This window comes from Arthrobacter horti (assembly GCF_030731045.1).
GTDB lineage: Bacteria > Actinomycetota > Actinomycetes > Actinomycetales > Micrococcaceae > Arthrobacter_E > Arthrobacter_E nanjingensis.
Genome location: NZ_JAVALS010000018.1, coordinates 18,803 through 42,303 on the forward strand (window position 1 = coordinate 18,803; position 23,501 = coordinate 42,303).

Here is a 23,501-nt window from a genome sequence, read left to right on the forward strand (position 1 = left end):
ATTCAGTAGCGATCCGACAAGGAGCATTGTGAGTACCACCGTCCCCGAAACACTACCCGCCGTTGATGAGAACTGGTGGCGGCAGGCGGCCGTCTACCAGATCTACCCGCGCTCCTTCGCCGACTCGAACGGAGACGGTATCGGCGATCTGCCCGGCATCACCTCCCGAGTGCCCTATCTGAAGGAGCTGGGGGTCGACGCCGTCTGGCTGAGCCCGTTCTACCCCTCCGCGCTGGCGGACGGCGGCTACGACGTGGACGATTACCGCAATGTGGATCCCCGCCTCGGGACGCTGGAGGACTTCGACGAGATGGCCAGCGCGCTCCACGACGCCGGCATCCGCCTGATCGTGGACATCGTGCCGAACCACTCCTCTGACCGGCACGAGTGGTTCCGTGAGGCCCTGGCCTCGCCGCCCGGCTCCCCTGCCCGCGAGCGCTACATCTTCCGCGACGGCAAGGGCAAAAACGGTGAGGTGCCGCCGTCGGACTGGGACTCCGTGTTCGGCGGCCCGGCCTGGGAGCGCGTCACCGAGGCGGACGGCACCCCCGGCCAGTGGTACTTCCACCTCTTCGCGAAGGAGCAGCCGGACTTCAACTGGGACAACCCCGAGATCCGCGAGGACTTCCTGAAGACCCTGCGCTTCTGGTCCGACCGCGGCGTGGACGGCTTCCGCGTGGACGTGGCCCACGGCATGGCCAAGGACTTCTCCGAGCCCATGCCGTCCAAGGCCGAGCTCCAGGCGCTGAACACGGGCACGGACGGCTTCGTGGACGGCTCCCACCCCTTCTGGGACCGGGACGCCGTGCACGAGATCTACGCCGAATGGCGCAAGGTCTTCAACGAGTACACCCCCGCCCGGACCGCCGTGGCGGAGGCCTGGGTCCACCCGGACCGCCGCGCCCGCTACGCCAGTCCCGAGGGCCTGGGCCAGGCGTTCAACTTCGACCTCCTGCAGGCCGATTTCGACGCCGAGGAGTTCCGCACCATCATCACCAAGAACCTGGCCGAAGCCGCCGCGAGCGGGGCCTCCTCCACCTGGGTGTTCTCCAACCACGACGTCATCCGGCACGCCACCCGGTACGGCCTTCCGGCCGCCGGCCCCGCCGAGGCCGGCACGATCATGGCGAACTCGGGCAAGTCCTGGCTCCTGGACGGCGGCGACCCCGCCGAGGTGGACGCCGAGCTCGGCCTGCGCCGGGCCCGAGCGGCCACCCAGCTGATGCTCGCGCTGCCCGGCTCGTCGTACCTGTACCAGGGTGAGGAGCTCGGCTTGCAGGAGGCCGGCCAGATCCCGGATTCCCAGCGTCAGGACCCGTCCTTCTTCCGCAACCCGGGCGTGGAGATCGGCCGCGATGGCTGCCGCGTCCCGCTCCCCTGGTCCGCGGAGGGCGCGTCCTTCGGCTTCGGCACCGGCGGCTCCCACCTGCCCCAGCCGGAATGGTTCGCCGGTTTCGCGGTGTCGGAGCAGGAGGACACCCCCGACTCCACTCTGAGCTTCTACCGCCAGGCGCTGGCTCTGCGCGGCGAGCTTCAGGGGGCCGAGGAACTCGAGTGGCTGCCGTCCACGGACGACTCGGTGCTCGCCTTCCGCCGCCCCGGCGGCTGGATCAGCGTCACCAACTTCGGCAAGGCCTCCGTGGAGCTTCCCGAGGGCGAGGTCCTGCTGAGCAGCGCCCCGCTCGAGGGCCGCACCCTCCCAGACGCCACCACCGCCTGGCTACGCGGCTGAGCCTCGGCGGCTGACCCCGCGGCTCAACGAACGACGACGCCGGCCTCCCCACATTGGGAGGCCGGCGCCGTCGTGCCGGGCACGGCCCGCCTCGGATCCTTCCCCCACATTGCCCACCACAGCCGCTATGTACAGTCGTACATAGCGAGTGTACGATCGTACCTATCGATGCCCCAACGAGGCGTCTCCGCCTCCCGCCCTCCTGAAAGAGCGTCACCCACCGTGAGCATCCCCTCAATTCCCGGCGAGCTGCGCCGCGCGCGCCTCGCGACCATCGCCGAGTTCTTCGTCGCCGGGCTGGCCCTTGCCGCCTGGGTTGTCAGCATCCCATCCATCCAGCAGCGCACGGGCGTCTCCCATGCCACGCTCGGAAGCCTGCTCTTGCTGCTGGGCCTGGGGTCATTCCTCGGGATGACGCTCACCGGGCCACTGATCGACAGGATCGGGAGCCGCCGCGCGATCATCCTCAGTGCCCTGGTTCTGGTCATCGGGGTGAATCTTCCGGGCCTCGCCACCGATCCGTGGGGCCTCGGCGCGGCACTCTTCGTCCTCGGCCTCGGCTCCGGGTCGATCGACGTCGCCATGAACGACCAGGCCGTTCTGGTCGAGCGCGCCTACGGACGTCCGATCATGTCCAGCCTGCACGCATACTTTTCCATCGGCGGCGGAGCGGGCGCCCTGCTCGGCGCGGGCACCCAGGCACTGGGAAGCCCGGCGAACGTGACACTGGCCATCGGCGCCGGTGTGACCGCGGTCCTCACCCTCGTGGCGTACCCGGCTCTGCTACGCACCTCCCGCCCGCCTGCGGAGACCCTGCCGGAAACGGTGGGCGCCGCCCTCACCGGACGGGCCCGCACCCGCACGATCACCGTGCTGGCAGCCCTGGCCTTCCTGATCATGCTCTCGGAGGGCACGGCGAACGACTGGAGCGCCCTGCACGCCGTGGAGCACTTCGGCCTCCCCCAGTCAGCGGCCTCGCTCGCCTACGGCGCATTCGCGATCGCCATGACGGCCGGCCGCTTCGGCGCGGACCGCATCGTGCACCGCTTCGGTCCGGTCGCCGTCGTCCGCTCCGGCTCGGTGCTGGCGGCCGTCGGCATGGCCGCCGTCGTGCTCTCCCCCGCCTATCCGGTCACCCTGGCAGGATGGGCGGCCTTCGGACTCGGCCTCTCGGGGATCGTGCCGCAGCTCTTCACGGCCGCGGGCCGGCTCGGCGGGGCCCAGCAGGGCGTCGTCATGTCCAGGATCGTGGGCGCCGGCTACCTGGGTCTCCTGGCGGGGCCGGCCATCATCGGCTGGGCGTCCCAAGCCGCCGGGCTCACCCTGGCCCTGTTCCTGCCCATCGCCTGCTGCGCGGCCGGGCTCCTCCTGGCCGCGAGGGTCTCCATCCCCGAACCCACGGCTCCGCGCCAGCGCGTCGGAGCAGACCAGTGACCGGCTCTTCACAGAAAGACACCATGAACCACTTCGCCAATGACCCCCGCAGCAACCGGGAGCGCATGCTCGCAGGTGATTTCTACATCGCCGATGACCCGGAAAGCGCCAGACTCGCCCAGCGCGCAGTCAGACTCACCCACGAATACCACCTCGCGTCGGTGCAGGACGAGAACGAGGCGCGACCGATTCTCGCGGAGCTCCTCGGCTCCCTCGGCGAGGAGGCCTTCGTCAAGGCCCCCTTGTTCGTCGACTACGGCGAGCACCTCCACATCGGGGCCAGGACGTTCATCAACTACAACCTCACGGCTCTCGACGTCGCGCCCATCACCATCGGTGAGGACTGCCAGATCGGCCCGAACGTCCAGTTACTGACGCCGATACATCCCCTGGAACCCCAAGCCCGCAAAGACCGGCTCGAAGCAGCCAGGCCTATCACGCTGGGCGACAATGTGTGGCTGGGCGGCGGAGTGATCGTGTGCCCCGGCGTCACCATCGGCGACAATAGTGTGGTCGGCGCGGGCGCGGTGGTCACCAAGGACCTTCCGGCCAACGTCCTCGCCGTAGGCAATCCGGCCCGCGTCATCCGCACCCTCTGACCGAAGGGAACCATGCCAGAAGTACGGCGCCTCCGTCGCACCGACCCGGGTCGCCGGGAACGGATCATCGAAGCCTCCCTCACGCTCATCGCTGAAGCCGGCGTGGCAGGAACGTCGCATCGCAGGGTGGCCGCCGCTGCGGATGTCCCCCTGGGTTCGATGACCTATCACTTCGACGGCATGGACGAATTGCTGCGCGAGGCGTTCACCCGGTTCGCAGGATCGGTCGCGGAGCAGTTCGAAGCCCGGCTCGGCGCAGCGCACGACCGTGAAGAGGCGAAGGCCGCTGTGACGGCCATCATCACTGAAGACCTCTTCGGCAAGCCGCGGGATCTCGTGCTCACTCATGAGCTCTACACCCTCGCGGCCCGGGAACCCCGGTTCCGGGACATCACCAACAGCTGGATGGCGCGCAGCCGCCGTGCGCTGGAATGGCACTTCGACCCTCAGACCGCTCAGTTGCTCGATGCTCTGATCGAGGGGCTCACCATCCACCGGGCTCTGGAACAGGAACCGGAGCGGCTGAGCCGCGGGGCGGTGGCTGACGCCGTCCAGCGCATCGCCGGCTCCTGAACGCCCACGGACACGACGACGCCGGCCGCCCCGCGTGGGGAGGCCGGCGTCGTCGTGCGTTTTCAGTTCAGTCCCGCGCCGCTTGTTCAGCTCTTGGCCGGGAGGGTCTTCGGCTTGAAGGAAGGACGGGTGGCCTCGTACGCCGTGATGTCCTCCTCGTGCTGCAGCGTCAGGCCGATGTCGTCCAGGCCCTCCAGCAGGCGCCAGCGCGTGTAGTCGTCGATCTGGAACGGCGCCACCACATTGCCGCACTCCACGGTCTTGGACTCCAGGTCCACGTGGATCTCGGTGCCGGGGGCGTTCTCCAGGACCTTCCAGATCAGCTCGATGTCATCCTGCGCGACCACCGCGGCCAGGAGACCCTGCTTGCCGGAGTTGCCGCGGAAGATGTCCGCGAAACGCGCGGAGAGAACCACGCGGAAGCCGTAGTCCTTGAGGGCCCAGACGGCGTGCTCGCGCGAGGAGCCGGTGCCGAAGTCGGGGCCGGCCACCAGCACGGAGCCGCGGCTGAACGGCTCCTGGTTCAGGATGAAGTTCTCATCCTTGCGCCAGCCGGCGAAGAGCGCGTCTTCGAAACCCGTGCGGGTGATGCGCTTGAGGTAGACGGCCGGGATGATCTGGTCCGTGTCCACGTTGCTCTGCCGCAGCGGGACGCCGATGCCGGTGTGGGTGGTGAATTTTTCCATCGTGTGCTCCTGGGGATCTTCTCGGTGAGCCGCTCAGGCGGCAGCGTCCTGGGTCAGCGGTTCCAGGTCCGAGGGCGAACTCAGCGTGCCCCGGATGGCGGTGGCCGCGGCCACGACGGGCGAGACCAGGTGGGTGCGCCCGCCCTTGCCCTGACGGCCTTCGAAGTTGCGGTTGGACGTGGAGGCGCAGCGCTCGCCCGGTGCCAGCTGGTCCGGGTTCATGCCCAGGCACATGGAGCAGCCGGCGAAGCGCCACTCGGCGCCGAACTCCTTGAACACCTTGTCCAGGCCTTCGGCCTCGGCTTCCAGGCGGACACGGGCGGAGCCCGGGACCACCATCATGCGCACGTTCGGGTCCTTGACGCGGCCGCGGATGATGTCGGCCGCCGCGCGCAGGTCCTCCAGGCGGGAGTTGGTGCAGGAGCCCAGGAAGACGGTGTCCACCCGGATGTCCTTCATGGGGGTCCCGGCTTCCAGGTCCATGTACTCGAGGGCGCGGCGGGCCGCAGCCTTCTCGTTCTCATCCCCGAAGGAGTCCGGGTCCGGCACGGCCTGGGAGAGGGAGACGCCCTGGCCCGGGTTGGTGCCCCAGGTGACGAACGGCTCCAGGGTGTCGGCATCCAGGAAGACCTCCGCGTCGAAGACGGCGTCCTCGTCCGTGGTCAGGGTCTCCCAGTACTCGACGGCGGCATCCCAGTCGGCGCCTTCCGGGGCGTGCGGACGGCCCTGGACGAAGTCGAAGGTGGTCTGATCCGGCGCCACCATGCCGGCGCGGGCACCGGCCTCGATCGACATGTTGCAGATGGTCATGCGGGCTTCCATGGACAGCGCCCGGATGGCGGAGCCGCGGTACTCCAGGACGTAGCCCTGGCCACCGCCGGTGCCGATCTTGGCGATCACCGCCAGGATGATGTCCTTGGAGGACACACCCGGCTTCAGGGTGCCTTCCACATTGATCGCCATGGTCTTGAACGGCTTCAGGGACAGCGTCTGGGTGGCCATGACGTGCTCCACCTCGGAGGTGCCGATGCCCATGGCGAGCGCACCGAAGGCGCCATGCGTGGAGGTGTGGGAGTCACCGCACACCACGGTCATGCCGGGCTGGGTCAGGCCGAGCTGGGGGCCCACCACGTGGACGATGCCCTGCTCCTTGTCGCCCAGTGAGTGCAGGCGGACGCCGAACTCCTTGCAGTTGGCGCGCAGGGTCTCGATCTGAGTCCGGCTGGTGGGGTCCGGGATCGGCTTGTCGATGTCGATCGTCGGAGTGTTGTGGTCCTCGGTGGCGATCGTCAGATCCGGGCGGCGCAGGGGGCGGCCGGCCAGGCGCAGACCCTCGAAGGCCTGCGGGGAGGTGACTTCGTGCACCAGGTGGAGATCGATGAAGATGAGGTCCGGCTGGGCATTGACTCCTTCGCCCTCACCCTTGCGCACCACGTGCGCATCCCAGACCTTCTCGGCCAGTGTCTTGCCCATGGCCTCTTTCTCCCTTCGGTACTGAACCTTCATGCATGGGCTTTGGCCCATGGAGTTCTTGGCTGTACTTCAACTGTTCCAGCACCAATGGCCCGGATGCCAGTGAATTGATTTGCATCTCAGATACTGAGACGGCAATATCAATGTATGGACAGTTCCAGTGGCGTAGGCGTCATCGACAAAGCAGCACAGGTTCTCGATGCTCTCGAGGCCGGTCCCACCACCTTGGCGCAGCTCGTGGCCGCCACCGGCCTGGCCCGTCCCACCGTGCACCGACTGGCCCTCGCCCTGGTCCACCACCGCCTGGTGAGCCGCGACATCCAGGGCCGCTTCGTGCTGGGCAGCCGCCTGGTGGAGCTGGCGTCCGCCGCCGGTGAGGACCGCCTCATCGCCTCCGCGGGCCCCGTACTGCTGCAGTTGCGCGACGCCACCGGCGAGTCCGCGCAGATCTTCCGCCGCCAGGGCGAATGGCGCGTCTGCGTCGCCTCGGCGGAGCGTCCGGTGGGCCTTCGCGACACCATCCCGGTAGGCACCCAGCTGTCCATGAAGGCCGGCTCCGCCGCCCAGGTCCTCCTGGCGTGGGAGGACCACGACCGTCTGCTGGAGGGCCTGCAGCACGCCCGCTTCACGCCCACCGTCCTGGCCGGCGTACGACGCCGCGGCTGGGCCCAGAGCCTTGGCGAACGGGAGCCGGGCGTCGCGTCCGTCTCCGCCCCCGTGCGCGGGCCCTCCGGCCGGGTGATCGCGGCCGTCTCCATCTCCGGGCCCATCGAACGCCTGACCCGCCAGCCGGGCCGGATGCACGCCGAGGTCGTGTGCAATGCGGGCCGGTTGCTCACCGAGGCCTTGCGGAAGGGCAACGACTGAGAGAACCTCAGGACCATGACCGCACCGTCTTCCTACGCCGTATTCCTGCGCGGCATCAACGTCAACGGCATCAACCTCAAGATGGCTGAACTGAAGGAGTGCCTGACGCAGCCGCCGTTCGAGGGCGTGAAGACCCTCCTGGCCACGGGCAACGTGGTCCTCTCCAGCCCTCAGACGGCCCTGGAGGTCAAAGCGCGCTGCGAAGCGCTCCTGCGGGAGCGTTTCGGCTACGACGCCTGGGTCATCGTGACCTCGCCCCAGGAGATCGACCACGTCGTGGACGCCACCCCCTACCCTGCCGACGACCCCGCCATGCACTCGTACGTGACGCTGGCGAGCGATCCGGACGTCCTGGACGCACTCGTGGCGGAGGCCTCCGCCCAGGGCGCCTCCGGCGTCGTGCGCCTGAGCCCGACCGCCATCGGCACGCAGGTCGCCGTGGGCTCCAGTACCGAGGCGCCAGTCTCCAAGCTCATGATGAAGGCGCGCTACAAGCCCTTCACCACCACCCGCAACCTCCGTACGCTGCTCAAGGTCCAGGCGGCACTGGGCTGACGGCGGCGACCCGCCGGACCAGATGCAGGCCACTGAGCTGGGCCGACGTCTTCGCTAGAGTCTGACCATGCGAGGAAAGACCAAACTCCTGATCGCGGCCGGCAGCGCGCTACTGGTGACGGCCTTCATCATCGGCGCCTTCCTCGTGCGCCTTGGTGGCTCACAGAGCGTGGCCCGGCCGGTGCCTGGCGGCCCTTCCTCCTCCGCAGCGTCCGAGGCGCCGTGGACCGGCCCGGCCCAGGCGGTCACGGACGCAAGCCCCATCAGCGGCTACTTTTACACGCCCACGGACGATCCGGGACGAAACGGCCAGGCCCTCCAGGGCATGAAGTCGCTCGGTGCAGACACCGTGGTGACGTTCGGGCACCCGGTCCGGCCGGCGGAAGACCTGTCCCGGAATGACCGGGAGCATCTCTTCGCGGCGTGCCTCGTCGACCGTCAGCCCTGCCTGTCCGCGTCCTTCCCGGGCATTTCGATCCAGAGGACGCTCACCTACACCGACGGCACCGACTGGTCCGGGCCGGCGACGAGTGGCGGACTTCGCGCCTGCACCCTGGACCGGGACGTCCTCTCCGGCGGGAAGAGCTACACGCTCCTGTTCCTGCCGGCCGGAGGCGCCGGATGCGATGACCCGGCCACGGGCTACGACCTCGTGGTGGTGGCGAACAGCGCGCCCACCGGACGGAAGGACGGCCAGGACTTCCTGGACCAGGCGAACGCCCACGGCATGAAGGTCTTCGCCGGGCTCCCGCAACCGGTGGGAGATCCGAAGCACCCGTGGCTGCCCGATGTCAGTTACAAGCCGGCCTTCGGACAGTTCCTCACCCGCTATCTGCACGCCCAGCAGCAGCGCAGACCCAGCGCACTGGCCGGGTACTACCAGAGCTTCGAAACCTCGATCAGCGCCCGGCCGGACCTCGCTCCCGTACTCGAGCTGTACTCACTGGTCAACGCCGCCGTGGACCACGCCTCCCCCGGCGCCACGGTGCTGGTGAGCCCCTATCTCGACTCGCGACTCACGATTCCCCATCACGACACCCCGGACGGGGTGCGGGCCGGAGTCCGGCGACTCGCGGACACCGCCCAGGGCGTCGCCCTGAAGATGGCACCGCAGGACGGCTTCGGAACGGGGAAGATGGGCGCCTACGAGGTCACCGAAGCCTCGCAGGAGCTCGAGAAGTACGCGGCGGCGGCCCATGGGGAGATTGCGTGGGATGCCGAGTACCCCGCACCCCTGTCGGCCTTTCACCGCGCCATCACCGAAGGACTCCGCGGTACGGGAGTGGAGCAATGGGCCAATATCGAGGCCATGACGCCCACTGTCACCCCGGACAACCGCTGTGCCGGCGACGCTCTCAGGGGCCGGACCACCCTGGACCGGCTGGCCCGTCAGCTCCAGCAGCTGAACCCGGCCGTCCGCAAGGTGATCAGCTACCGGTGGAGCCCCAACTTCACGTGCACTCCGGGTGGGACCTCGCTTGCGCAGGAGCTCGTGGCGGACCGTGGACGGCCTCTCATCCTCGGCTGGCAGAGCACCGGGACCGGATTGGCCGTGTACGGCTACAACCTACGGGGAGGACGGCTCACCGTATCGCTCACGGCCGACGGCGGGCACTCCTCCGGCGCCTCGGCGCTCTTCAGCGGCTGGGATGGCGGCTACGGGAGGTCGGCCGGAACCGAGCCACGACTGGAACGCGCCGTGGTCCAGGACCTCGGCCTCCCCCAGGGCTACGCGAGCGGCATCCTCACCCTGACGGTCACGGCGCCGGACGGCCGCAGGAACCGCGCGCCGTACGCCTCCACCGCGTGGGAGTGACGCCGGAAAACAGAAAATCCCCGGTCCCTTGGACCGAGGATTTCATTGGTGACCCCAGCGGGATTCGAACCCGCGTTACCGCCGTGAGAGGGCGGCGTACTAGGCCGCTATACGATGGGGCCGAAGTACATGCTCGCCGGAAACCGGCAGCACCCGTGTGACACGCCTGCGCGCATCGTGAAAGCCCTTGCGGACTTCGTGACCCCAGCGGGATTCGAACCCGCGTTACCGCCGTGAGAGGGCGGCGTACTAGGCCGCTATACGATGGGGCCAAAGCACTTTCCTGCGTTGACCCGCGAGGGTCATTGCGCTGGGATACCAGGACTCGAACCTAGAATGACGGTACCAGAAACCGTAGTGTTGCCAATTACACCATATCCCATCGGCATTTCGGGACTTCATCGGCTCCCCTCGCGGTTCACCGTGCCCCTCAGCACGAGAAATTACTTTACCCGTTCCGCGCCCCGGAAACAAATCGGGGCTTCATGCCGTGCTTCACCGGTCCTTTCGGACCGTTCAGACCGATTCCACGGATGCCGCCAGGCCCAGGAGCAGCGGCAGTTCCTCCAGGCCGTGGATGGTCAGCCTCTCCCCGGGATTCCGCGCCGGAACGGGAACCGGAGAGTTCCCCGAACTGCCGCTCCCCATGACCCCGCGGTCCAGGTACACGCCCCGCAGACCAGCGGCCACCGCGCCGTCGTGGTCCACCACCGGGTTGTCGCCCACGTACCAGCAGTCCGCGACGGCGACGCCAAGCTGGCGCACACCCTCGCGGAAGATCGCCGGGTCCGGCTTGGTGACCCCCATGGTGTCGGTGCCCACCACCACGGAGATGCGTGACAGCCCGGCGTGGCCCAGCTTGGCCCGCTGGAAGTCCTCCACGTTGTTACTCACCGCGCCATACGGGATACCATGCGCGTCCAGCAGATCCAGCACCTGGACCACATCCGGGAACGGCCTGACGCCGGTCTGCGCGAGCTCGGCGAAACGCTCCACCCAGCGGTGCGCGACGTCGTCGGGCACCGTCACACCCAGCAAGGCTGCCGCCCGGTGCAGGCGCAGGATGCGCATCTCTTCGAAGCTCAGGCGGCCGGCGAGGTAGTCGTCGTAGGTTCCCGAGACGTCAGGGACGAAGTGCTCGCTGAACGCCAGCCAGCGGCGCCGCGCCTCGCCGTCGTCGTCCATTGACGGGATCCCGGAACCCAGCCCCAGCAACGCCGACGCCCCGGGCGGCAGGACCTCGGTGAGGCTGCCGCCCAGGGCGTCGGTCATGGCTGTGGCCAGATCCACCAGGGTGTCGTCGATGTCGAACAGGACTCCCGTGGCAGTCATCGGCCTGCCTCAGCGGGTGGCGCGGAAGGCGCGGAGACGGGCCAGGGAGGACTCCTTGCCCAGGATCACCATCGACTCGAACAGCGGCGGCGAGATCCGGCGGCCGGAGATGCCGGTGCGGACCGGGCCGAAAGCCAGGCGGGGCTTGAGGCCCAGGCCGTCCACCAGGGCGCCGCGGAGGGCCTCCTGGATGCTCTCGGCGTTCCACTCGGGCAGGGCGTCGAGGGAGGCGACGGCGGCGTCCAGGGCCTCCCCGGCGTTCTCCGGCAGGCCCTTCAGGGCGTCGTCCGCGACGTCGATCGCGTCGTCGGCCTTGAACAGGAAGGCGAGCATCTCCGGGGCCTCGCCGAGCAGCGTGATGCGCTCCTGCACCAGCGGTGCGGCTTCGGTGAGGATCTCCTCCTCGCGGGCGGTCAGGGTCTCCCCCACCAGGCCGGCGGCCTGCAGGTACGGCACCAGGCGATCCCGGAAGTCGGCGCCGTCGAGGAGGCGGATGTGGGTGCCGTTGATGGCGTCCGCCTTCTTCTGGTCGAAGCGGGCAGGATTGGCCAGGACGTCGTGGATGTCGAAGTTGGCCACGAGCTGCTCCACCGTGAAGATGTCCTCATCCGCGGAGAGGGACCAGCCCAGCAGGGCCAGGTAGTTCAGCAGGCCCTCAGGGATGAAGCCCTTGTCCCGCTGCAGGAACAGATTGGACTGCGGGTCACGCTTGGAGAGCTTCTTGTTGCCCTCACCCATGACATACGGGAGGTGGCCGAAGAGCGGCATGTACTGCGCGACGCCGATGGCGTGCAGGGCGCGGTAGAGCGCAATCTGGCGCGGGGTGGAGGAGAGCAGGTCCTCGCCGCGGAGCACGTGAGTCACGCCCATGAGCGCGTCGTCCACCGGGTTGACCAGGGTGTAGAGCGGCTGGCCGTTGGCGCGGACCACCACGAAGTCCGGCACGGAGCCGGCCTTGAAGGTGATCTCGCCGCGGACCAGGTCGTTGAAGGTCAGGTCCTCGTCCGGCATGCGCAGGCGGAGCACGGGCTCGCGGCCCTCCGCCTTGAACGCGGCAACCTGCTCCTCGGAGAGCTCGCGGTCGAAGCCGTCGTAGCCGAGCTTGGGGTCGCGGTCCGCGGCGCGGTGGCGGGCCTCGATCTCCTCCGGGGTGGAGTAGGACTCGTAGACGTGGCCGCCGGCCACGAGCTTGCCGATGACGTCCTGGTAGATGTCGCCGCGCTGGGACTGGCGGTACGGCTCGTGCGGGCCGCCCGTGACCACGCCTTCGTCCCAGGTGATGCCGAGCCAGGCCAGGGCCTCCAGGAGCTGCTGGTAGCTCTCCTCGGAATCCCGCTGCTGGTCCGTGTCCTCGATGCGGAAGATCATCTTGCCGCCGGTGTGGCGGGCGTAGGCCCAGTTGAACAGGGCGGTGCGGATCAGGCCGACGTGCGGGGTGCCCGTGGGAGAGGGGCAGAAGCGCACCCGGACGGGGGTGTTCTCATCGACGCTGGGGATATCGGAACCAAGGAGATCAGCGGTAGTCATAGTGGTTCCGATTTTACCTCTACGGCGGGAGCGCCCCGACTCGATGCCGGGGCGCTCCTGATCACTGTTCCGCGACGGTGTCTAGCGGCGGACCACCGGGTTGCTGAGTGTGCCGATGCCTTCGATCTCCACGGAGACGCGGTCGCCTTCGTTCAGGAGCCCGACGCCGGCCGGGGTGCCGGTGAGGATCACGTCGCCCGGGAGCAGGGTGAAGGCACGGGACACCTCGGCCACCAGCTCCTTGACGCCCCAGATCATGTCCGCGGTGTCACCGTCCTGCTTCAGCTCACCGTTGACGGTGGTGCGCAGGGACAGCGTCTCAGTGTCCAGTTCGGTCTGGATCCACGGGCCGAGCGGGGCGGAGCCGTCGAATCCCTTGGCCCGGGCCCACTGCTTCTCGCGGCGCTGAACATCGCGGGCGGTGAGGTCGTTGGCGCAGGTGTAGCCGAAGATGACCTCCTCGGCGCGCTCGGCGGGGACGTCCTTGCAGATCCGGCCGATCACCACGGCGAGCTCGCCTTCGTAGGAAACCTCGTCGCTGAACTCCGGCAGGAAGATCGGCTCGCCCGGGCCGATGACCGAGGTGTTGGGTTTGAGGAAGAGCAGCGGCTCGTCCGGCACCTCATTGCCCAGTTCAGCGGCGTGCTCGGCGTAGTTGCGGCCCACGCCCACCACTTTGCTGCGGGGGATGATCGGGGCCACGAGGCGGACGTCGGAGAGCGGGTGCACAGCGCCGGTGCGCTCCACCCCGTTGAAGAAGGGGTCGCCGTGGATCACGGTGACGGTCTCGGACCCGGCAGGTCCGTCCACGATGCCGTACAGGGGTTCAGAGTCAACGACGAAACGGGCGATACGCATGGGTGTCAGTCTAGTGAGTCTGTGGCCTCAAGCGAGTTCTCCCGCAAATAGCGCAGCTGTGCCTCGATGCTCAGCCGCGCGGCGGGCAGGACGCCCGGCGGCACGTCCGAGTACACCAGGGCGGTGACCGCACCGGCGTCGTCGCCCAGCTGTGCCACGGCGGCGCGCACTTCCGCGAGGCGCGCCAGGCGGTGGTCGCGGTACTCATGCACGACGTCGGCCAGCTCGCGTCCCAGCCCACCGTGGGCGGGCAGCACCCGGGTCCCCTTGGCCGTCTCCGCCAGGGCGGCGAGGCGCTCGAGACTGCGCAGATAGTCGCCGAGCGTTCCGTCCGGGTGGTCGATCATGGTGGTGCCGGTGCCCAGGATCGTGTCCCCGCTGAGCAGCCAGGACTCTTGCTCCGTCTCCCAGTGGAAGCTGAGCGAATCGGAGGTGTGGCCCGGCGTGGCCAGGACGGTCAGCCTGCCCTCCCCCGCGGTCACGGCTTGCCCGTCGTGCAGGGGCTCCGCGGCGCGGCAGAACCTGGCCGAGGCGGCCTGCACGGGCGCACCCGTGAGGGCGTGGAGCCGGTCCACACCGGCAGTGTGGTCGGCGTGCCGGTGGGTCACCAGGATCAGGCGGGGCCGTGTGCCGGCCAGAAGTCTCAGATGCGCCTCATCCTCCGGGCCCGGGTCCACCACCACGCAGTCGCCGTCCGGCCCCAGCACGTAGCTCTGGGTGCCGTCCAGGCTCATGGGGCCCGGATTCGGGGCCAGAACGAGGCGCACCCCCGGAGCCACCTGCATCAGGTGGCCGGGGGTGCGCAGCCCGTCGTCGGAAGGCAACGGACTCAGGCCAGGCGGGTCAGCCAGCCGTGGGTGTCCTCGACGGCGCCGGTCTGGATGCCGAGCAGACGTTCGCGGATGGCCATGGTGACCTCACCGGCCTTGGCGTCCTCGCTGCCGATGTGCTCCGTCTCGTCCTTGAGCAGACCGATCGGGGTGATGACGGCGGCGGTGCCGCAGGCGAAGACCTCGGCGATCTCACCGGAGGCCACGCCGTCGCGCCACTCGTCCAGGGTGATCTTCCGCTCGGTCACCTCGCGGCCCATCTCGCGGGCCACGGTGATGATGGAGGAGCGGGTCACGCCCTCCAGGATGGTGCCGGAAAGGGCCGGGGTGGCCAGCGAGCCGTCCTTGAAGACGAAGAACACGTTCATGCCGCCGAGCTCTTCCACGGCGTTGTCGTTGAACGGGTCCAGGAAGAGGACCTGCTTGCAGCCGTTGGCCTCGGCTTCCATCTGCGCGATGAGGGACGCCGCGTAGTTGCCGCCGCACTTGGCGGCGCCCGTGCCGCCGCGGCCCGCGCGGGCGTACTGGCGGGAGATCCAGATGGAGACGGGCTTCAGCTCACCGCCGAAGTAGTTGCCGGCCGGGGAGGCGATGACGCGGAAGGAGACCTCCTGGGCCGGGCGGACGCCCAGGAACGCCTCCGTGGCGATCATGAACGGACGCAGGTAGAGCGCCTCACCGTCGCCGGAGGGCACCCACTGAGCGTCCTCGGACACCAGTCGCTTGATGGCCTCGACGAAGATCTCTTCGGGCAGCTGAGGGAGCGCCAGGCGTGCCGCGGACTTGTTCAGGCGCCGGGCGTTGGCGTCGGGGCGGAAGGTCCAGACGGAACCGTCGGCGTGACGGTAGGCCTTCAGCCCCTCGAAGATCTCCTGGCCGTAGTGCAGGACGCCGGCGGCGGGATCCAGGCTGATGGGACCGTAGGGCTCCACGCGGGCGTCATGCCAGGTGCCCTTGCCGTCCTCGCCGACGGTGTAGTCGACGACGGCGGTGTGGTCGGTGAAGTAGTTGCCGAAGCCCGGGTTCTCCAGAATCGCGGCGCGTTCCTCAGCGGTCTTCGGGGTCTCCGAGCGCTGGATGGTGAAGGTGACGTCCTGTGCCGTCTCAGTCATGGTTCCTCCAAAAGATGCCGTCGGGACCGGCCGCCTGCTCATCGCTGAGAGGGCCGCCGACGACGGCTGGTGAGTTGTCCTTGTAGCTTACGCTTCGCGGACGGCCCGGGTGATGGCCTCGCCGATCTCGGCCGTGGTGCGCGCGGCACCCGTCCGGGACTCGACGTCGGCCGACACCGCCGTCTCGATGCGTCGGGCCGCCTGGTGGTGGCCCAGGTGATCGAGCAGGAGCGCGGCGGAGAGGATGGCCGCCGTGGGGTCCGCCTTCTGCTGGCCGGCGATGTCGGGCGCCGAACCGTGCACGGGTTCGAACATGGACGGTGCGGTGCGGTCCATGTTGATGTTCCCGGACGCCGCCAGGCCGATGCCACCCGTGACGGCAGCGGCGAGGTCGGTGAGGATGTCACCGAAGAGGTTGTCCGTGACGATCACATCGAAGCGGGAGGGGTCCGTGACCATGAAGATGGTGGCCGCGTCGATGTGCAGGTAGTCGTGCGTGACCTCGGGGAATTCCTGGGCCACGGCCTCGACGGTGCGCTTCCACAGGTGCCCGGCGAAGACCAGGACATTGTGCTTGTGCACCAGCGTGACCTTCTTGCGGGGGCGCTCGGAGGCGCGCCGGAAGGCGTCCCGGACCACGCGCTCCACACCGTGGGCTGTGTTCAGGGAGACCTCGGTGGCCACCTCGTGGGGGGTGCCCGCGCGGAGGCTGCCGCCGTTGCCCACATAGGGGCCTTCGGTGCCTTCGCGGACCACCACGAAGTCGATCTCCCCCGGGTTCGCCAAGGGGCTGCCCACCGTGCCGTACAGGCGGGAGGGACGCAGGTTCACGTAGTGGTCCAAGGAGAAGCGCAGCTTGAGCAGCAGCTCGCGTTCGATCAGTCCGGACGGGATCCGGGTGTCACCGGGGGCCGCGCCGATGGCGCCGAACAGGATGGCGTCACGGGTCTTCAGGTCCTCCAGCACCGCGGCCGGCAGGGTCTCACCGGTCTCCAGCCAGTGCTGTGCGCCCAGGGCGTAGTGGGTCGGGTTGACCTCGACGCCGTCATGCTCGACGGCGGCCGTGAGCACCTTGAGTGCCTCGGCCGTGACTTCGGGGCCGATGCCGTCGCCGGGGATGACTGCCAGATCGATGCTGCTCACGCTCATGCCTCCACTGTGCCAGCGCATCCAGAATATGGGCAACGCGTCTCACATCGTGGTCACCATCCCTGCAGTTGAGAGAAGGCAGGGAGGATCAGACCGCAGGTTGAGGACGACGGCGGGCCGGCCACCTTAAGCTCACAACGATGGAATTCTGGCAGCGCATCAGCACCTGGGCCCACCGGCGGCCGTTCACCGTGGACCTCATCGTCGCCCTTCTGAGCACAGGGCTGGTGAGCATCATCTACGCAGCCACGCTGATTCCCAGCTGGGCCGATCATGACCCCCAGTGGGGAGACCGGGCCCAGGCCGCCCTGTTGAGCGTTCCCATGCTCCTCACCTTCGCCTGGCGCCGCACCCGGCCCCGCCTCGCGATGTGGATGCTTGCGGTGTTGTCCGTCCTGAGCCTTCCCATAGCGGAGATCGTCGCAGGGATCATCGCGGTACCGTTCATCGTCTATGCCGCCGCTGCCTACGGCAAGCGCGCAGACGGCCGGTGGGCGCTGATCCTCGGTATTCTCGGCGGCTTTCTTCTGTCGGGCCGGATCCTCGTACAAGGACCTCACTACGGGTTTCCTCAGGAATTGCTCCTCATGGCCGCAACAGCGATTCCATGCTGGCTCATGGTGTTCTTCGCCTGGACCCTCGGCGCCCTGACCCGGGCCCGCCGCCTCCGCTTCCAGGCCATCGAGGACCGCGCCCGCAGGCTCGAGGTGGAGAACCGGCAGGAACGCGCCCTGGCCGCCGCCGACGAGCGCGCCCATATCGCCCGCGAGATGCACGACATCGTGGCCCATTCCCTCTCGGTCATCATCACCCAGGCGGACGGCGGCCGCTACGCCTCGGTGGCGGACCCGGAGATGGGCCGCCAGGCCCTGGAGACCATCGCCCGGACCGGACGGTCCTCACTCGCCGAGATGCGCCGCCTGCTGGGTGTGCTGCGGCAGGAGGGGAACACCGAATACCGGCCCCAGCCCGGGGTGGAGGACGTGCCCTCGTTGCTTGCCGGCATCCGCGCCAACGGCCTCACCGTGGCTCTCCGTCAGGAGGGTGAACCGAGGCATGAACTGCCCGCCGGCGCCGGCCTCACCGTCTACCGTCTGGTCCAGGAGGCGCTCACCAACTGCCTCAAGCACGCCGGCCCGGCCGCCGTCGTCGACGCCCGCCTCGAGTGGACGGCCAAGGGCCTGGACGTCCACATTCACGACGACGGCCGGGGCGCCGCCGCCGACCCGCCCGGCCCGGGCGGCGGCAACGGACTGCGCGGCATGCGCGAGCGTGTTGCGCTCTACGATGGAACGGTCACGGCAGGACCCGTCACCGGCGGCGGCTTCGCCGTGGACGCACACATCCCCTACTCGGAGGCCTGAATCCATGCAGGAGAGCACCCCCATCCGCGTCGCCCTGGTGGACGACCAGCAGCTGGTCCGCTCCGGCTTCGGGATGCTGATCAACTCCCAGCCGGACCTCGCCGTGGTGGCCGAGGCGTCCAACGGGCACGAAGCGCTCCAGGCCCTGGCCGCCACCACCGCCGACGTGGTCCTCATGGACGTACGCATGCCCGGCATGGACGGCATCGAAGCCACCCGCAGGCTCCTGGAGGACGCATCCCGTGCCGCCACAGGCTCCCAGCGGGCCGGGCTCAAAGTGGTGGTCTTGACCACCTTCGACCTGGATGAATACGCCCTGGACGCCATCCAGGCCGGGGCGAGCGGATTCCTCCTCAAGGACGCGCCTCCCGAGGAACTCCTGGAAGCCATCCGCACCGTGCACCGCGGGGACGCCGTCATCGCCCCGTCCACCACCCGGCGTCTCCTGGACCATGTGGCGCCCATGCTCCGCAGCAGCCAGCAGGCCGACGGAGCCCACCTGCAGGAGCTGGGCTCCCTGACCCCCCGCGAGCGCGAGGTCTTCGAGATGATCGCTCAGGGTGATTCGAACCCGGAGATCGCCCAGAAGCTGTTCGTCTCCGAAGCCACCGTGAAGACCCACGTGGGCCACGTCCTGGCCAAGATGCACGCCCGGGACCGTGTCCAGCTGGTGGTCATGGCGTACGAGACCGGCGTGGTTGTTCCCAGAGGCTGACCTGCCGCGGCTCCTGAGCTCCGCCCTGGGTATGAGGCCCTCCCGCCCAAGAGCCTCCTGAAGTCCGATTCCCCACCCTGCAGTGCGGCCATACCGTGGAATCATGACCAGTTCACTCCCACTCCAGCCGCTTCCCGAGGCCCCCGCCACGTCCGGTCCGGCCGCCGTCAGCGCCCGCAATCTGGTGAAGAACTACGGCAAGGGCGAGACCGCCGTCGCCGCCCTGCGTGATGTCAGCATCGACGTCGAACAGGGGCGCTTCACCGCGATCATGGGCCCGTCCGGCTCCGGCAAGTCCACACTCATGCACCTGCTCGCCGGCCTGGACACCGCCGATTCCGGCACCATTCACCTCGGCAGCACGGAGATCACCGGGCTGAACGACACCCAGCTCACCACCCTGCGCCGTGACACCGTCGGCTTCGTCTTCCAGGCGTTCAACCTGGTCCCCACTCTCACCGCCCAGCAGAACATCCTCCTGCCGATCGAACTCGCGGGCGGCAAGCCCGATCTCGAGTGGTTCGACTTCGTGGTCGGCGTGCTCGGTCTGCAGGACCGGCTCAAGCACCGCCCGCACGAGCTCAGCGGCGGCCAGCAGCAGCGCGTCGCCGTCGCACGCGCCCTCCTGACCCGGCCCCAGGTGCTCTTCGGCGACGAGCCCACGGGCAACCTCGACTCGCGCTCCGGCGCTGAAGTCCTCTCTCTGATGCGCCGCAGCACCAAGGAGCTCGGCCAGACCATCATCATGGTCACGCACGACCCCGTGGCCGCCAGCTACGCCGACCGCGTGATCCTCATGAGCGACGGCCGGATCGTGGGCGGGATTGAGAATCCCACCGCGGAGACCATCCTGGCCGCCATGAGCGAGCTGGGCGCCTGATGCTACGCGTCGCACTGTCCCAGCTGAAAGCCCATTCGCGCCGCTTCATCGCCGTCGGACTGGCCATCATGCTGGCCGTCGCCTTCCTGGTGAGCACACTCCTGGTGTCCTCCAGCACCAAGGCCTCGCTCGCCGCCAGCCTCGGCGAGAGCTACCACCGCGCGGACCTCATCGTCTTCCCGCAGGACTCGCGGGACGCCTTCACCGCCCAGGACCTCAAGACCCTCAGCACCGTTCCCGGGGTCGCGTCCGTGTACGGGCAGAGCTCGCTGATGACTGTGGCGGATTCCCGCGACGGCGGCTCGTTCGGCGCCGTCATCCAGAACACGGCGCCCGCAGAGCTCGAACCGGCCACCGCCCGCAGCGGCATCCTTCCGGGCCGTGAGGGCGACGTCGCCGTGGACGCCCACACCGCGGAGCAGTACCACCTCGGCATCGGGGACGTCCTGCGCATCCGGCCCGCCACCGTGCAGAACCCGGGCGGGGACACCGCCTCCAGCCAGCAGGACCTGAAGATCTCCGGCATCCTGGAACCGACTGCGGACCCGCTCCGCGGCAGCATGTCCCAGCTGGTCACCTCCACGCAGGTCCTGGACCGGCTGTCCGGCGGCCCCGCGAAGGTGGCACAGCTCCAGCTCAAGCTCTCCCCCGGAGCCGACCCCGGGACCGTCCGCACCGCCGTCGAGCACGCGATGGGCGCCCAGCCCGTCGCGAGCTCGGTACGGACGCCGCAGGAAGCCGCCCTGGAACAGGTCAAGCACCTCACCGGCGGCCAGGACCAGCTCACGATCGTGCTCGTGGCGTTCGCCGTGATCGCCCTGTTCGTCTCCGCCCTGGTGGTCGCCAACACCTTCTCCGTCATCATCGCCCAGCGGACCCGGGAGCTGGCGCTGCTGCGCTGTATCGGCGCCACCCGGTCCCAGATCCGCTCCTCCGTCCTGGCGGAAGCCGCGATCGTCGGCCTGGTGTCCTCGCTCGTCGGCGCGCTCGCCGGCGTGGGCGTCATGGCAGGCCTGATCGCCCTGGCCAAGACCGATCCGAGCCGTTCCTTCGCCACCCTGGCCGTGGATCCGGTGGCCCTCGCGACCGGCGTCGTGGTCGGCATGGTCATGACCGTGGTGGCCGCGCTGTTCCCAGCCCGCGGCGCGACGCGCGTGGCTCCCCTGGCCGCCCTGCGCCCCGCCGACGACGCCTCGCTCGGCAACCGCCGGGGCCGGGTCCGCCTGGTGATCGGCGCCATCCTGCTGCTCCTGGGGCTTCCGCTTCTCCTGGGCGGTGCCTGGTTCAACCAGCTCCTGGTCGCCCTTCCCGGCGGTCTCCTCACCTTCCTCGGCGTGCTGTTCTGCGCCGGGCTCTTCATCCCGGGCGCCGTCCGCGCCGTCGGCCGCCTCGCCCGGGCCTCCGGGGTCCCCGGCCGTCTGGCCGCGCTGAACGCCGTACGGAACCCCGCCCGGACCTCCGCCACGGCCTCCGCCCTGCTGATCGGCGTGACCCTGGTGAGCATGATGATGGTGGGAGCCGGTTCGGCCAAGGCCGCCCTCAGCTCCGGCCTGGCCGAGCACTATCCGGTGGACGTGACGGTCCTGTCCCCGCACACCACTGGCTCCAGCGCCGGGGCGCCCCAGGGCTTCGGCCCCACCGCCGTGCAGACGGCCGACTCCGTGAACGGCGTCGCTTCCGCGGCACTCCTGCGGACCGTGGGTACCCTCCCCGCCCCTGCGGAGCAGGGCGGAGGGACGCAGGAGGTCTACGCCCTGGACCCCGCCACCGCACATGACGTCCTGACGGACAAGAACCTGCGCCTGGCCAACGGCACCATCGTGGTGCCCAAGAGCCATCCGGCCGGGCCCGTCACGGTGACGGGCAGCCGCGGCACGATCACTTTGCAGGCCGTGCAGGCGAACGCCTGGACCATGCTCCCGGTCATGACCGAGGACGACGCCCGGAGCATCAACGGCGGGGCCCTCCCCCAGACCGGCACCCAGCTCTGGGTCAAGCTCGCCGACACGGTCCAGCCCTCCGACATCCGGACCGTGGTCAACGCTCTCGGGACCGCCCTGAACGTGCCGCAGCCGTACATCTCCGGCGCCGCCATCGAGCGGGCCTCCTTCGAAGAGGTCATCAACGTGCTGCTCCTGGTGGTCACGGCCCTGCTGGCGGTCGCGGTCTTCATCGCACTGATCGGCGTGGCCAACACCCTGAGCCTGTCCGTGCTGGAGCGCACCCGGGAGAACTCGCTCCTGCGGGCGCTGGGCCTGACGCGGCGTCAGCTGCGGCTGATGCTGGCCCTGGAGGCCGTGCTCATCGCGGGTGTCTCTGCGCTGCTCGGGGTCCTGCTCGGCTCCGCCTTCGGATGGCTGGGTGCCAAGTCGGCCATCGGCGGGCTCGGAGCCGTTCCGTTCGATGCCCCGTGGGCCGCCCTGCTGGGCACCCTTCTGGTGGCGGTGGTCGCCGCGCTGCTCGCGTCGATCGTGCCGGCCCGGCGGGCCGCCCGGCTCTCCCCGGTGGAGGGCCTCGCCACCACCTGAGCCGGCCCCCTCGACCGACGACGGCGCACCTCACGCGAGGCGCGCCGTCGTCGCACTTTTGTTGGCCGCCGGGTCACACCCGGGGAGCGCGCACCGTGACCTCCACGCGCTGGGCCACGTTGTTCCCCATGCCCTGGAGGTTCCACTCCGGCTCCAGCGGCTGGACCGCTCCGGTGGAGTCCGTGGCGCGGCAGCGCAGCTCATGGTCGCCGGGTTCGGCGTCCCAGCTCACAGACCAGCCCCGCCAGGCGTGCCCTCCCAAAGCAGGCTCGAGCTCGGCCGGGGACCACGTCCCGTCCACGCCCATCTCCACGGACTCCACGGTGCCGTGGCCGGACCAAGCCCGCCCTTGCAGCCGGACCGTCCCGGAGTCCACGATCCGCCGCCGGGTGAAGAAGTCCGGGATCCCGGGCGGGACCATGAGCGACCGCACGCGGATGCGGTTGACGGGTGTCCCCTGCTCCTGGGGGTCCTGGAGGTAGCGGTAGGCGACGGCCTGCTGGTACCCGTCGAACGGCCGTGTGACGGCCTCGATGGAACTCAGCCACTTCACACTCGTCATCCCGTACCAGCCGGGCACCATGAGCCGCACCGGGAAACCGTGCTGTGGCGGCAGCGGCGCGCCGTTCATGGCGTAGGCCAGGAAAGCGCCCTGCCGCTCGATGTCCTCCAGCGTCAGGCTCCGGGCGTAGTCCTCCTCCCGCCCGCCCTGGATCCCCCGGTCCGCGCCGGTGAAGACGAACTCCACGGCGTCGTCGTGCAGCCCTGCCTCACGGAGGATCGGCGCCAGCGGCGTCCCGGTCCACCCGGCGGTGCCCACCGCTTCCAGGACCCAGGGCTGGCTGAGCGGGCGGGGGCGGAGGAGCGAACGGCCGTTCCCCGCGCATTCGAGGGTCACGGGAACGGTCACGGCCGGCCGGGCACGGAGGTCCTCAAGACTGAAGGAGAGCTCCCGCTGCACGGCCCCGGCGACACTCAGGCGCCAGGAACCCGCATCGATCGCCGGGATGTCGAAGTGGATCAGGAGGTAGTGGAGCCCGGGCGGAGTGACCTCCTCCCGGAGGATCTCCAGCGGCAGGGCGTGGTTCCGGGCCGCAAGCTGCAGCTCCGCGTCCGTCAGGGGCCCATCTGTGGGTCCGCCGGAGCCGCGTGCCGCATGGGTGACCGGTTCGTCCTGTCTCTCCGGAAGACCAGGGAACACCGTGGTCCACTGTGTGGTCATGGCCTGACCGCCTTCCCTGGTCGCCATCCCGGGGAACGGCACGCAGCCGTGCCGTCTCCGTCCAGAAGACACCCGGCACCGTCCGGCGTCAAGACCTCGCGAAGTAACAGCTGATGCCGGAAAGATCGGGGCGGTTTCAAGGGGTTAGCGCAACACTGTCGATCAGTTGGGTCAGTCTTTCACGTGGGGTGTCCCAGTGGAGGGTTTTGCGGGGCCGGATGTTCAACAGCCGTTCGGTCTCGGCGAGTT

Annotated in this window: 20 protein-coding genes and 3 tRNA genes; 11 read left to right on the plus strand and 12 right to left on the minus strand. The window is 69.3% G+C overall.

The genetic code is table 11. The annotated features are described in order from the left end of the window. The first annotated feature begins 25 nt into the window (after nt 1-25). The 4 genes from Q9R02_RS15515 to Q9R02_RS15530 all read left to right on the plus strand — a co-directional run bounded on the left by Q9R02_RS15515 (nt 26) and on the right by Q9R02_RS15530 (nt 4,338). Nucleotides 26-1,732, plus strand: coding sequence for a glycoside hydrolase family 13 protein (locus Q9R02_RS15515; protein WP_425279291.1), 1,707 nt, complete (start codon nt 26-28; stop codon nt 1,730-1,732). 222 nt (nt 1,733-1,954) lie between these two features. Continuing rightward, nucleotides 1,955-3,166, plus strand: a complete 1,212-nt coding sequence (locus Q9R02_RS15520) for an MFS transporter (RefSeq protein WP_305997614.1) — start codon at nt 1,955-1,957, stop codon at nt 3,164-3,166. 23 nt (nt 3,167-3,189) lie between these two features. Continuing rightward, nucleotides 3,190-3,765, plus strand: a complete 576-nt coding sequence (locus Q9R02_RS15525) for a sugar O-acetyltransferase (RefSeq protein WP_305997615.1) — start codon at nt 3,190-3,192, stop codon at nt 3,763-3,765. A 12-nt stretch (nt 3,766-3,777) separates the two neighbouring features. Further along, nucleotides 3,778-4,338 (plus strand): TetR/AcrR family transcriptional regulator, encoded by a 561-nt coding sequence (locus tag Q9R02_RS15530; RefSeq protein WP_305997616.1) that lies wholly within the window; start codon nt 3,778-3,780, stop codon nt 4,336-4,338. A gap of 86 nt (nt 4,339-4,424) precedes the next feature. Here the strand turns inward: Q9R02_RS15530 and leuD are convergent, their stop codons facing one another. Together leuD and leuC are read right to left on the minus strand one after the other, a co-directional pair. Then, nucleotides 4,425-5,024, minus strand: a complete 600-nt coding sequence (leuD, locus tag Q9R02_RS15535) for a 3-isopropylmalate dehydratase small subunit (RefSeq protein ID WP_305997617.1) — start codon at nt 5,022-5,024, stop codon at nt 4,425-4,427. A 33-nt stretch (nt 5,025-5,057) separates the two neighbouring features. Continuing rightward, a complete protein-coding gene (gene leuC / locus Q9R02_RS15540) occupies nt 5,058-6,497 on the minus strand; it encodes a 3-isopropylmalate dehydratase large subunit (RefSeq protein WP_305997618.1) in 1,440 nt (479 codons plus the stop codon). A gap of 147 nt (nt 6,498-6,644) precedes the next feature. Here leuC and Q9R02_RS15545 point away from each other — a divergent pair, with 147 nt between their 5' ends. The 3 genes from Q9R02_RS15545 (at nt 6,645) to Q9R02_RS15555 (ending at nt 9,735) form a co-directional block, all read left to right on the plus strand. Next, nucleotides 6,645-7,364: an IclR family transcriptional regulator gene (locus Q9R02_RS15545; protein WP_305997619.1), complete on the plus strand. Its 720-nt coding sequence runs from the start codon at nt 6,645-6,647 to the stop codon at nt 7,362-7,364. 15 nt (nt 7,365-7,379) lie between these two features. Beyond that, on the plus strand, nt 7,380-7,919 hold the full coding sequence (locus tag Q9R02_RS15550) for a DUF1697 domain-containing protein (RefSeq protein WP_305997620.1): 540 nt from the start codon (nt 7,380-7,382) through the stop codon (nt 7,917-7,919). Between the two features lie 67 nt (nt 7,920-7,986). After that, nucleotides 7,987-9,735, plus strand: a complete 1,749-nt coding sequence (locus Q9R02_RS15555) for a DUF4434 domain-containing protein (RefSeq protein ID WP_305997621.1) — start codon at nt 7,987-7,989, stop codon at nt 9,733-9,735. 46 nt (nt 9,736-9,781) lie between these two features. Here Q9R02_RS15555 and Q9R02_RS15560 read toward each other — a convergent pair. The 9 genes from Q9R02_RS15560 to Q9R02_RS15600 all read right to left on the minus strand — a co-directional run bounded on the left by Q9R02_RS15560 (nt 9,782) and on the right by Q9R02_RS15600 (nt 16,543). Continuing rightward, nucleotides 9,782-9,857: transfer RNA gene (locus Q9R02_RS15560), tRNA-Glu, on the minus strand. Between the two features lie 77 nt (nt 9,858-9,934). Next, nucleotides 9,935-10,007: transfer RNA gene (locus tag Q9R02_RS15565), tRNA-Glu, on the minus strand. Between the two features lie 38 nt (nt 10,008-10,045). Beyond that, a tRNA-Gln gene (locus Q9R02_RS15570) sits at nt 10,046-10,117 on the minus strand. Between the two features lie 134 nt (nt 10,118-10,251). Continuing rightward, nucleotides 10,252-11,067, minus strand: a complete 816-nt coding sequence (locus Q9R02_RS15575; RefSeq protein ID WP_305997622.1) for an HAD family hydrolase — start codon at nt 11,065-11,067, stop codon at nt 10,252-10,254. 9 nt (nt 11,068-11,076) lie between these two features. After that, nucleotides 11,077-12,594, minus strand: coding sequence for a glutamate--tRNA ligase (gene gltX / locus Q9R02_RS15580; protein WP_305997623.1), 1,518 nt, complete (start codon nt 12,592-12,594; stop codon nt 11,077-11,079). Between the two features lie 81 nt (nt 12,595-12,675). After that, nucleotides 12,676-13,452 carry a fumarylacetoacetate hydrolase family protein gene (locus Q9R02_RS15585; RefSeq protein ID WP_305997624.1) on the minus strand — a complete coding sequence of 259 codons (777 nt, stop codon included), beginning with the start codon at nt 13,450-13,452 and terminating at the stop codon, nt 12,676-12,678. 5 nt (nt 13,453-13,457) lie between these two features. Beyond that, nucleotides 13,458-14,276, minus strand: coding sequence for an MBL fold metallo-hydrolase (locus Q9R02_RS15590; RefSeq protein WP_342006942.1), 819 nt, complete (start codon nt 14,274-14,276; stop codon nt 13,458-13,460). Between the two features lie 5 nt (nt 14,277-14,281). Next, nucleotides 14,282-15,394, minus strand: coding sequence for a branched-chain amino acid aminotransferase (locus Q9R02_RS15595; RefSeq protein WP_305997625.1), 1,113 nt, complete (start codon nt 15,392-15,394; stop codon nt 14,282-14,284). An 87-nt stretch (nt 15,395-15,481) separates the two neighbouring features. Then, the gene (locus tag Q9R02_RS15600) at nt 15,482-16,543 is read right to left on the minus strand and encodes a 3-isopropylmalate dehydrogenase (RefSeq protein WP_305997626.1); all 1,062 of its coding nucleotides are present in this window, start codon (nt 16,541-16,543) and stop codon (nt 15,482-15,484) included. Nucleotides 16,544-16,683: 140 nt separating this feature from the next. Between Q9R02_RS15600 and Q9R02_RS15605 the strand changes: the two genes are divergently transcribed. The 4 genes from Q9R02_RS15605 (at nt 16,684) to Q9R02_RS15620 (ending at nt 22,030) form a co-directional block, all read left to right on the plus strand. Beyond that, nucleotides 16,684-17,907 (plus strand): sensor histidine kinase, encoded by a 1,224-nt coding sequence (locus Q9R02_RS15605; RefSeq protein WP_305997627.1) that lies wholly within the window; start codon nt 16,684-16,686, stop codon nt 17,905-17,907. A 4-nt stretch (nt 17,908-17,911) separates the two neighbouring features. Further along, complete coding sequence (locus Q9R02_RS15610; protein ID WP_305997628.1) at nt 17,912-18,622, plus strand: response regulator; 711 nt, start codon at nt 17,912-17,914, stop codon at nt 18,620-18,622. A gap of 103 nt (nt 18,623-18,725) precedes the next feature. Then, nucleotides 18,726-19,502: an ABC transporter ATP-binding protein gene (locus Q9R02_RS15615; protein WP_305997629.1), complete on the plus strand. Its 777-nt coding sequence runs from the start codon at nt 18,726-18,728 to the stop codon at nt 19,500-19,502. Beyond that, nucleotides 19,502-22,030 carry an ABC transporter permease gene (locus Q9R02_RS15620; protein ID WP_305997630.1) on the plus strand — a complete coding sequence of 843 codons (2,529 nt, stop codon included), beginning with the start codon at nt 19,502-19,504 and terminating at the stop codon, nt 22,028-22,030. The genes Q9R02_RS15615 and Q9R02_RS15620 overlap by 1 nt, the downstream gene beginning before the upstream one ends. A 73-nt stretch (nt 22,031-22,103) precedes the next feature. Here Q9R02_RS15620 and Q9R02_RS15625 read toward each other — a convergent pair whose 3' ends face one another. Then, nucleotides 22,104-23,252 carry a sulfite oxidase gene (locus tag Q9R02_RS15625; protein WP_305997631.1) on the minus strand — a complete coding sequence of 383 codons (1,149 nt, stop codon included), beginning with the start codon at nt 23,250-23,252 and terminating at the stop codon, nt 22,104-22,106. Between the last annotated feature and the right edge of the window lie 249 nt (nt 23,253-23,501).